The sequence below is a fragment of the Azonexus sp. genome, from assembly GCF_036170495.1.
Classification (GTDB): Bacteria; Pseudomonadota; Gammaproteobacteria; order Burkholderiales; family Rhodocyclaceae; genus Azonexus.
The window spans coordinates 1-9,634 of the sequence record NZ_JAVHPH010000300.1 but is presented as its reverse complement, the minus strand read 5'-3'; the positions used below and the strand labels follow the sequence as shown (position 1 = coordinate 9,634).

Annotated in this window: 14 protein-coding genes; 3 read left to right on the top strand and 11 right to left on the bottom strand. The window is 54.3% G+C overall.

Features of this window, described 5'->3' with window-relative positions:
* The 6 genes from ADADOO_RS11010 to flgB form a co-directional block, all read right to left on the bottom strand.
* Positions 1-91: flagellar basal body protein (locus ADADOO_RS11010; protein ID WP_511277533.1), on the bottom strand; the 91-nt coding region annotated here is incomplete at its 3' end.
* A 12-nt stretch (positions 92-103) separates the two neighbouring features.
* Positions 104-847 (bottom strand): flagellar basal-body rod protein FlgF, encoded by a 744-nt coding sequence (gene flgF / locus ADADOO_RS11005; protein WP_511277521.1) that lies wholly within the window; start codon positions 845-847, stop codon positions 104-106.
* A gap of 31 nt (positions 848-878) precedes the next feature.
* Positions 879-2,102 carry a flagellar hook protein FlgE gene (gene flgE / locus ADADOO_RS11000; RefSeq protein ID WP_511277519.1) on the bottom strand — a complete coding sequence of 408 codons (1,224 nt, stop codon included), beginning with the start codon at positions 2,100-2,102 and terminating at the stop codon, positions 879-881.
* 21 nt (positions 2,103-2,123) lie between these two features.
* Positions 2,124-2,795 carry a flagellar hook assembly protein FlgD gene (locus tag ADADOO_RS10995; RefSeq protein WP_511277517.1) on the bottom strand — a complete coding sequence of 224 codons (672 nt, stop codon included), beginning with the start codon at positions 2,793-2,795 and terminating at the stop codon, positions 2,124-2,126.
* Positions 2,796-2,806: 11 nt separating this feature from the next.
* Entirely contained in the window at positions 2,807-3,217 is a 411-nt protein-coding gene (gene flgC / locus ADADOO_RS10990; protein ID WP_511277515.1) for a flagellar basal body rod protein FlgC, read from the bottom strand.
* A gap of 11 nt (positions 3,218-3,228) precedes the next feature.
* On the bottom strand, positions 3,229-3,639 hold the full coding sequence (flgB, locus tag ADADOO_RS10985; protein WP_511277513.1) for a flagellar basal body rod protein FlgB: 411 nt from the start codon (positions 3,637-3,639) through the stop codon (positions 3,229-3,231).
* A gap of 100 nt (positions 3,640-3,739) precedes the next feature.
* Between flgB and flgA the strand changes: the two genes are divergently transcribed.
* The 3 genes from flgA (at position 3,740) to ADADOO_RS10970 (ending at position 5,212) form a co-directional block, all read left to right on the top strand.
* On the top strand, positions 3,740-4,411 hold the full coding sequence (gene flgA, locus ADADOO_RS10980; RefSeq protein WP_511277511.1) for a flagellar basal body P-ring formation chaperone FlgA: 672 nt from the start codon (positions 3,740-3,742) through the stop codon (positions 4,409-4,411).
* Between the two features lie 64 nt (positions 4,412-4,475).
* Positions 4,476-4,754, top strand: a complete 279-nt coding sequence (flgM, locus tag ADADOO_RS10975; RefSeq protein WP_511277510.1) for a flagellar biosynthesis anti-sigma factor FlgM — start codon at positions 4,476-4,478, stop codon at positions 4,752-4,754.
* Positions 4,754-5,212, top strand: a complete 459-nt coding sequence (locus tag ADADOO_RS10970) for a flagellar protein FlgN (protein ID WP_511277508.1) — start codon at positions 4,754-4,756, stop codon at positions 5,210-5,212. The genes flgM and ADADOO_RS10970 overlap by 1 nt, the downstream gene beginning before the upstream one ends.
* 31 nt (positions 5,213-5,243) lie before the next feature.
* Here the strand turns inward: ADADOO_RS10970 and motD are convergent, their stop codons facing one another.
* The 5 genes from motD to flhF are packed head-to-tail and all read right to left on the bottom strand — an operon-like array spanning position 5,244 to position 9,479.
* On the bottom strand, positions 5,244-6,035 hold the full coding sequence (gene motD / locus ADADOO_RS10965) for a flagellar motor protein MotD (protein ID WP_511277507.1): 792 nt from the start codon (positions 6,033-6,035) through the stop codon (positions 5,244-5,246).
* On the bottom strand, positions 6,035-6,775 hold the full coding sequence (locus ADADOO_RS10960; RefSeq protein ID WP_511277505.1) for a flagellar motor protein: 741 nt from the start codon (positions 6,773-6,775) through the stop codon (positions 6,035-6,037). The genes motD and ADADOO_RS10960 overlap by 1 nt, the downstream gene beginning before the upstream one ends.
* Positions 6,768-7,520 carry an RNA polymerase sigma factor FliA gene (locus tag ADADOO_RS10955; RefSeq protein ID WP_511277503.1) on the bottom strand — a complete coding sequence of 251 codons (753 nt, stop codon included), beginning with the start codon at positions 7,518-7,520 and terminating at the stop codon, positions 6,768-6,770. Before ADADOO_RS10955 ends, ADADOO_RS10960 begins: the two co-directional genes overlap by 8 nt.
* On the bottom strand, positions 7,520-8,410 hold the full coding sequence (locus tag ADADOO_RS10950) for a MinD/ParA family ATP-binding protein (RefSeq protein WP_511277501.1): 891 nt from the start codon (positions 8,408-8,410) through the stop codon (positions 7,520-7,522). Before ADADOO_RS10950 ends, ADADOO_RS10955 begins: the two co-directional genes overlap by 1 nt.
* Positions 8,403-9,479 carry a flagellar biosynthesis GTPase FlhF gene (gene flhF / locus ADADOO_RS10945; protein WP_511277500.1) on the bottom strand — a complete coding sequence of 359 codons (1,077 nt, stop codon included), beginning with the start codon at positions 9,477-9,479 and terminating at the stop codon, positions 8,403-8,405. The genes ADADOO_RS10950 and flhF overlap by 8 nt, the downstream gene beginning before the upstream one ends.
* Positions 9,480-9,634 lie beyond the last annotated feature (155 nt).

Genomic DNA, 9,634 nt, shown 5'->3' with positions numbered 1-9,634 from the left:
TTCCGACGTTGGCCAGATTATTGGCGATGACGTCGAGCTGGGTTTGCTGGGCATCAAGTCCGGTTCGGGCAATCCATAGAGAGCGGATCATGGCTAAGTCCTATCAGGAATTCAATGAAAGCAACTGGTCGGCGCGCTGGGCGTTGGTGTCAGCGGTTTGCAGCATTTTGATCTGCATTTCGAACTGGCGAGAGAGACTGATCAGGTTGACCATCGCATCCGTCACATTAACGTTGCTGCCTTCCAGCGCCCCCGAAGCCACGCGCACCGTCGCATCCGCTTCCGCCGGCTGGCCGCTGCGCAGGCGAAACAAGCCGTCGGCACCGCGCACCAGATCGGCCTCCGGAGGATTCACCAGTTTCAAACGTCCGATCGCGTTGGCATTGTTCGGCGTACCAAAACTGGGCACAACGGAAATCGTGCCGTCTGGAGCAATTTCAACCCGGTTGTCGGGCGGCACGCTGATCGGCCCGCCATCGCCGACCACCGGGTAACCGCTCTTGGTCTGCAACAAACCGGCCACATCGACATCCAGACTACCGGCACGGGTATAGGCCTCGCTGCCATCGGGCAGTTGCACAGCCAGCCAGCCACGCCCCTGGACCGACACATCGAGGTTGCGGCCGGTAAACATTACCGGGCCTTCGCTGAAAACATCGCTGACCGAGGCGTCGACCACGAAGGCTCGCGTCGGCATGGCATCGCTCAGGACAGGCACCGCCCGGAAGCGGTGCTCCTGCGCCTTGAAGCCGACGGTGCTGGCGTTGGCGAGGTTGTTGGCCGTGCCGGCCTGTTGCATGAAGACATGCTTGGCACCGGTCATGGCGGTATAAATCAGGCGATCCACGGTCGACTCGAAAAAAGGTCAAAAATTGAAATCAGCGGATATTGACCAGGGTTTGCAGGATCTGGTCCTGCGTCTTGATCGACTGGGCGCTGGCCTGGTAGTTGCGCTGCTGAACGATCAGGTTGACCAGTTCGGCCGTCAGGTCGACGTTCGACTCTTCAACGGCCGAGGCTTGCAGCACCCCGAAAATACCGGTATTCGGATTTCCCGGGGTCGGCTGACCGGAATCGGCCGTTTCCGACCATTGGTTATTACCGATCGAGGAAAGACCATTCGGGTTGCGGAAGTTGAACAGGGCAACCTGACCAATGTCACGGGTCTGGCCGTTGTCGTAACGAGCCTGGACGATACCATCCTTGGAGACGCTGACCCCAGCCAGATTGCCCGGCGCGAACCCGTTCTGCGTCAGGTCATTGACAGCAAACGGGCTGCCAAACTGGGTCATGTTCGAAACGTTGATATCAAATGCCAAAGGCGTAACGGCACCCGTAGCAACTGCGTAGCTCTTGTTTATCGTCCCGGCCGAAGTCAGCACGCCTGAGGAGTTAAAAGTGACCGTACCTGCAGCCTCTGCAACAGTTGGCGCCGCACCATCCAAGCGCGAGTACAAGGTCCATTCGTTCGGTGTTGCGGTCTTGAGGAAGTAATATGACAAGGTGTGCGGATTGCCCAGCGAGTCGTACACCGTCATCGCCGTTGAACTGTTGTAGGTATCCGGGTCGGTCGAGTCGAAGGGACTCTGAGCCGGAACCGTCTGGCGAGAATCCAGATTGGCCGTCACCGCGGCAGTGCTGGTCGGATTCGGGGTGCCTGTAACGAAATCAACCTTAAGCTGATCGGTCGGCGGCTGCTGCGGAATACTGCCGGTCGAATCCGCAAGAACTCCCAGCAGCTTGCGGTTCTGATCGTTGATGATGAAACCATCCTTGTCCAAATGGAATTGACCGTTCCGCGAGTAGCTGATGCTTCCGTTCTGGGTCAGCCCAAAGAACCCAGTACCGTTGATGGCGATATCCAACGGATTGTTGGTAGCCGTGATATTGCCCTGCGTATATTGCTGCATCACGGCACCCAGGGTAGAACCAATACCGATCTGCGAACCACCGCCTCCTTGCAGGGAAGCGCCATAGACGTCAGCAAAATGGGAGGCCGAAGACTTGAAACCGACAGTCGATGCGTTGGCAATGTTATTACCGGCCACATCCAGCGCCTTTGAAGAAGAATTCAGACCGCTCAAACCTTGTTGGAATGCCATGACGTACTCCTTGACTCAATCTTAGTAAATCTGTTCGACGGAACTGAAATCAACCAGGCCCGTTCCTGGGATTTCGAGTTGAAAGCCGTTCTGCCCCCTTACAAGAGCAGATACTGTGCCAATCTCAAGCGCTGTCGCCGTCACCTTGCTGGCCCCCTGGGTGGCCTGCACGGAGAACTGGTAAGTTCCGTTCCCCACACGGGTTCCGTCAGCATTGTTGCCATCCCAGACAAAGTCGATTACGCCAGCCTTTTGGGCGCCCAGATCTTGCTGCGCCACTTTCACGCCGTTCGCATCGCTGATAACAATGCTGACCTTGTCGGCATCACCTGCAAGTTTCACACCGCCCAGCGCACCGTTGTCGCCTAGCGGCAGAGAATTGCCGGCGGCAAGGACATTTTTGCCGACCAAGGAAGAGGACTGCATGGAAAGCGCATCGCTGTACGAAGTCAAGAGCTTTTGCAGCGTACTGTTCAGGCTGTCGATACCCTTGACGGTGTTGATTTGCGCCAACTGGCTGGTAATTTCCGCGTTATCCATCGGATTAAGCGGATCCTGATTCTGCATCTGGGTAACCAACATGGTCATGAAGCGGTCACCCAGTTGATCAGCGGTGCCGGTCGTCGACGTCTTGCTCTCCGAAAGTTGCTGCAAAACCGAGTTGACCGTGGAACTACTCGTGACGCTACTCATGATTCATCTCCTTATTGACCGATCTGCAGGGTGCGCAGCATCATGGTCTTTGCGGTATTCATAACCTCGACATTCGTCTGATACGAGCGCGATGCAGAAATCATATTGGTCATTTCCTCGACCACATTGACATTCGGAAAGGTGACATAACCTTTCTCATCGGCGGCAGGATTTTTGGGGTCATACACGATGCGCGGCGGAGAGGCATCGTCCACCACCTGGCGCACCCGAACCCCCTTCGAAATATCACCAACATTCCCCATTGGCGTAGCCTCAAACACAACCTGTTTGGCCTTGTAGGGTTTTCCGTCCGAAGAAACGATGCTATCGGCGTTGGCCAGGTTGGAAGCCACCGCGTTAAGACGCATTGACTGCGCGGTCATCGCGCTTGAGGACACCTGAAAAACATTAAACAAACTCATTCAATCTCTCCCTAGCTTTGACTAGAAGCCATCGCACTGCGCAAACCCTGGAATTTGTTGCTAATCAGTTGGGTAAGAATCTGGTACTGGAGAGCGTTATCCGTAATCTGGGCGCGCTCGACATCCATATCGACCGTATTGCCATCAACAGCAGACTGACTCTCGGTGCGATATTGCAAACTGCCGGGGCCGCTCATCCCATTTCCGCGCTGATGTGCACTGGAGGTCACGACCATACTCAACGCCCCAGCATCGGCACGACCAGCCAGCGCGTTCTGCATGGCTGCCTTGAAATCAATATCACGAGCTTTGAAATTGGGCGTATCGGCATTCGCGATGTTTGATGCCAGCACCTGATGACGCTGGGTGCGCAAATCGAGCGCTTTGCTTAATACGGAAAAATTTTGGGCTATGTTCGACATGATCAACTCCAACAATCGTTGGCCAATAAAAGCACACTCCATGCCACAGTCAAATTGACATGCCGTAGCTTCGTCAATAGGGCAAAATGCACGTATGACTATGCGTTTTCTTGCCCTTCCTTGGTTGCTAATCCATTGCCTTGTCGCCCTTGCTGCAGACTCGGCCACAATTGTCGACACGGCAGAACAACACATTCGTCTGCAAACGAAAAATCTTGCCGGCAAAATCACCATTTCGATGGGGCAATTTGACGCCAGCAGACTCTCGCCCTGCACCGCACTCGAAGCATTTACACCGCAAGGCAGCAAAGTTATTGGACGAACTCACATTGGTGTCCGTTGCTTGTCGCCCAATAGCTGGACGGTTCTAGTACCGGCTCAAATTGCCGTGGCCGGCAACTATGTCACGACTAGCCGACCACTAATTGCCGGTCAGGTAATCCAAGAATCCGACTTGGTCACACTCAATGGAGATGTCTCCCATTTACCAGCTGGCGTAGCCAGCGACCCCGCTGGCGTAATCGGAAAGACAGTCCGCAATTCACTGGGAGCAGGCCAGACCATCCGCTTCGACCAACTGGTTGCCCCGGTAGTCATCCGTCAAGGTCAAACCGTTCGGGTCATTTCGAAAGGCAACGGCTTCTCCGTCAGCGCTGAAGGCAAAGCGATCAACAACGCAGCCATCGGCCAGCCCGCGCAGATTCGCATGAACTCCGGCCAGACCATAACAGGCACAGCCAGAGCAGACGGCACCGTAGGAATCGAATTTTGAGCTAAAGTTTCACCACTGACAGCCGATATACCGTTTAAGATTAAAAAGTATTGCGAGCCACATCATGAAAATTGACAGCACATACAACCTAAGCACGACGCCAGCCACAACGCGCCCCGTCGCTCGTCCATCGCAAGAAACAGCATCAACTACAGACTCTGTGAGTCTGAGCCAACTCGCCGGAACCTTGCAAAGCACAGAGAAGCCCCCGGTAAATACAGTGCGCATTCAGGAAATCAAGGAAGCCATCTCCCAAGGCCGATTCAAGATCAATCCAGAAGCAATTGCCGATGGATTGATCCAATCTGCCCGCGACCTGCTCAATTCTCAACGCAAGGCCTGATGGCCGCGCTTGCCCCACTGTTAAAGCGAGAGACCGAACTGGTCACGCGTTTCCGCGACATGCTCCTGCGCGAGCAGGATATTCTGCGCTCCGGCAACTCAGATGGTTTGGCAGAACTAAACATCGAAAAGCTATCGCTGGCTGAATGCCTCAATCAAGCAGGCCTCGAACGGACGCGCGCCCTTTCATCCAGCGGAGAGTCCCCTATTGACATGCAGGCATGGTTTTCGGCACACCCCCTTGAAAAGGATGCCATTGCACTCTGGGAGGGCATGCTCAAAATTGCGAGGGAAGCCCGTGGAATTAACGAACAAAATGGAAACCTGATTAATGTGCTTCATCAGAAAACCAGCGAAGCACTTTCCGTTCTGACACATACCCAAACCAATCAATCTTTCTATAGCAGCAGTGGCCAAACCACCCCAAGCACAGGCAGTCGGATCATCGACTCAGCTTGAGCTACAAAACCAAGCTGATCAGCGATCAAATTTACTTTGCTGTTGCGTTGATCTCTGTGGGTTCTTCCGGGCGATTTGAGTCAATCATGACACTGACACGGCGATTTCTGGCTCGCCCTTCCGGCGTAGTATTGGTCTCAACCGGCCGAGTTTCACCATAACCAATTGCCGTAAGTCGCTCGGCGCCAACACCCCCATCATTAAACAGCCTGAGCACCGTTGTGGCTCGCATGGCAGATAACTCCCAATTAGATGGAAACTGAGGCGTAGCTATCGGAACGTTATCGGTATGCCCCTCAATTGTGATCGGATAATCCGTATTGGCGAGCACTTGTGCAATAACACCCATGGCGCTAATTGACGCGGGTTGCAGACGCGCCTGCCCGGCAGAAAACAGAACGCTGTCATTTATCTCAATAGTGACTCCACGACTTGTCTCAAGCAAGCGAACTTTGCCCGCAGCGACTAGCGGTTGTAGCGCCTCCATGATGCTTCCCGCCACACTTTTCATTTTTTGCCGTTGCTCGGCCTTTTTGGCCTCGTTCTTGACCGTCTGGGGCGCCTTATCTACCTTGATAACCGGCCGCGGCAATGTAGGAAGCGCGCCTTGAATGACCGCCACAGGCTGCCCACCCGGCTCACCCGTTTTGTTGTTGAAGGCATTAGTCAGGGAGTTTGACAGAACCTTGTACTTCCCCTCGTTTACCGAGGACACGGCATACATGACCACAAAAAACGCAAATAGCAGAGTAATAAAATCAGCGTAGGAGACTAACCAGCGCTCGTGGTTTTCGTGCTCCTCTTCTCTGCGCTTGCGGGCCATTAGTGCAGATAGCCTTTCAAGCGCCCTTCAATAATTCGGGGATTGTCACCGACAGCAATACCAACAAGACCATCAACAAGCATTTCGCGCGATGCAACCATGCGCATCACGTAATATCTGAGCTTGGCAGCAATTGGCAGATATACAAGATTGGCCAATCCAACCCCATAAATCGTTGCAACAAATGCCACCGCGATCCCTCCGCCAAGTTTGGTCGGGTCTGACAGGTTTTCCATAACATGAATCAGCCCCATTACAGCCCCCAGGATGCCTATCGTCGGAGAATAGCCTCCTGCGGCATCCCATATTTTTGCCGACTGGCGCCACTCATCTTCAAAGGTGCCTATTTCAACCTCCAGCAACTCCCTGATTCTCTCCGGATCTGCTCCATCGACAAGGAGTTGCAGCCCCTTGCGGGCGAACTCATCTTTTATCCCCGGAATATAATTTTCCAGAGCAAGCAAGCCTTCACGACGTGACATCTGGCTCCAGTTAAGTATTTGTTCTATAAGGCGCTTTTGCTCTATGACGGGGGGCATCCAAACCCACTTGGCCATCTTTATTCCCCGTTTGAAGATGTGGATCGGGCTCTGCAGCAACACCGCCCCCAAGGTGCCACCCAGCACGATAAGCAAGGCTGTTGGCTGAATCAGCGAGCCAATGCTACCCCCTTCGAGATACTGTCCGCCAATGATCGCAACGATACTTATTGCCAGGCCAGCCAGGCTGATCTTATCCACCGGCCTTCTCCTTGCGACGTTTCGTGGTGATGGGAACTTCACCAACAAGACGGCTGCGTAGTCGCGCTATGGCCTGAGTGTGCAGCTGACAAACCCTAGACTCGGTGACCCCCATAATCTCGCCAATTTCCCTCAAATTCAAATCCTGCTCGTAGTACAAAGCCATCATCAATTTTTCACGATCCGGCAACAGGCCAATAGCCAGTACTAGTTGCTCCTTTACACCCTTATTTTCCAGAATACTCACCGGGTCGGCTTCGTTATCCGTAAAGTGCCGTTCAAGAAAATCCTCGTCGTCCGAACCCGAAAAATCTTCGTAATAAACGATCTGATGACCACGCGCATCCTGAAGCGTTCTTTGGTAATCGGTCAAGGACAGACCCAGCGCGTCAGCCAACTCCTTTTCTGAGGGAGCCCGCCCCTGTTCGTGCTCAAGCTGGTTGATGGCTGTTTCGATGCGCCGCAACTCCCGGCGTAAGTTACGTGGCAACCAATCGTTTTCCCGAAGGCCGTCCAGCATTGCGCCACGGATGCGTTGCGTGGCATAAGTTTCGAACTGTGCCCCCAAACCTTCCTGATACCGATCGATCGCATCAAGCAAGCCAAGCATTCCGTTCTGGACGAGATCATCGAACTGCACACTGGCCGGTAGTCGTGCCATCAGGTGATAGGCAATACGTTTCACCAGCGGGGCGAAGCGCTGAACCAACTGATCCCTATCTGGCTGCCCGGCAGCGGTATACATCAGGCTCGTAGTACGTTGGGAGTTATGCGTTGGCTCAAGTCTAACAGTTGCTGCATGAACTGATTGACACCAGCAGCCTCGCATTCGCTACGCTGCCAATACAGCATATCCGACGCAATATCCCTGAAGGCTGAAGCCGACTGCGAATCTGGCGCCTGAAGCAACACCGGACGACATAGCTGAGCTGACTGGCGCAGGGCGTCATCAAGCGGTATCGCCCCGGCAAAATCGAGGCGCGCAACGCCCCGCTGCGCGGCAACTTGAGCAATATTCTCAAAAATTGAACGGGCATCGGCATGACTGCGAACCTTGTTCACCAAAATTCGGAAATGCTTCCGCGAAAAAGCATGACTCACCTTTTTAATCAGTGAGTATGCCTCTGTTATTGAAGAGCTGCTCCCAGACAACACCACAACGGCCTCCTGAGATACCAGACCGAATGGCGAAAAGCCATTCGGATGAGCCATACTGGCATCAACAAGGATGACATCGATCGGCCTTTCAAGGCCAGACATGGCGTCGAGCAGGGTTTGCTGTTGGGGCAACGACAGCCGCCCTAGTTTTCTTGCCGCCCGAGCCGCCGGCAGAACACGCAGTCCAAGCATGGGCTGAAGCAAGACCTGCGAAAGCAGCTTTTCACGCTGGACAACATTAAGAAGATCGTGCCGAGCAAGCAGGCCGAAAGTAGACGCAATATCGTCACCGGGCGCGTGCTCATCAATGATTAGAACCTCTTTGCCCAAGCGCGCCAAGGCCACCCCGATATTGGCCACAGCGACACTGCGTCCCACACCATCACATCCGGCAACGAATGTTATGACTTGCAATTGCTGCCCACCACCAAGTAGGCGGCGCAATCCAGCCGCCTGATCTACACAAAAATCAGCCACGACGGCCTCCAACCGCAACCATGCCAGCACTTGCCATCATCAATCCGGGTTCCAGACCATCGAATTTATGAGGCGAACTTTCTGGAACGTCCTTAAACGCACGATGCAGGAGATAGCTCCGATTGGGTAGATGCAAATCCTCTGGCACACGTTGTCCGTTCGAAACATATTGAAGCTTTAGTCCGTGACGCATGATGACATCCAGAACTGTAGCCAGACTGGCGGCTTCGTCAATCTTTGTCAGGACACATCCAGCTAGTGTCTCACCAGCATAGGCGCGCACAACGTCATCCAGAGTGTCGCCACGTGAAGTGGAGTTCAGTAATAGCAAGCGCTGAACGTCACATCCGGCGAGCATGTCAGTCAGCTCTGGAACCAATTTATCCCTCTGGCTCATCCCCATCGTATCGATCAGTACCATGTGCTTGTGCTGCAGTTCTATCAACGTCTGCCTCAGCTCATTGGAGTCCTTAACCAAGTGAACCGACACACCAAGGATGCGACCATAGATGCGTAGTTGCTCATGGGCGCCAATCCGATAACCATCGGTGGTAACCAATGCTACCTTACTCGACCCATGACGCAACACACAACGCGCCGCCAGCTTCGCAGTTGTCGTCGTCTTCCCCACGCCGGTCGGACCGACAAGGGCGTAAACGCCGCCCCGATCAACGATATCGTTCTCATTGCCAATCGTCAGGAGCGAGCGATCAGCCGCCCCCTTCACCCAGGCCATCGCCTCTAATCCATTCATTTCACGTGGTAGATCGATCAGCAATTCGCGAGAAAACTGGGGAGAAAACCCCGCATCGAGCATCTGACGCAAAATATCAGTCTTTACGGGCTCTAAGCGCGCGGCTTCACCCCAGGCAAAACCGGCCAGATGCTGCTCGACAATTTTGCGCAGCGAACGGATTTCGTCCATCACTTCCAAGGGAACCACTTCCGCCTCTGGGCGCGGGGAAGAGCTTGCATGGCTTGCATGAATTGCTGCAGCAGGGGCAGAGGGAGGGATCGGCGCCTTTCTCGTGGGCGCTACGGTCGACTGACTTGGACGGCCATTTTCCATCTGCCGCAATGCCCCGGTTCTGGGAATTCCCGCGTTTACCGAAGGAGATGACGGCTGCGGAGGAGACGCCTGACGTTGCGATGACGCAGACGGGGGGACCACGGTCGGCTGCGGGGGTTGAGAAATTCTCGCTCTCGCCGAACTCAGTACCACGC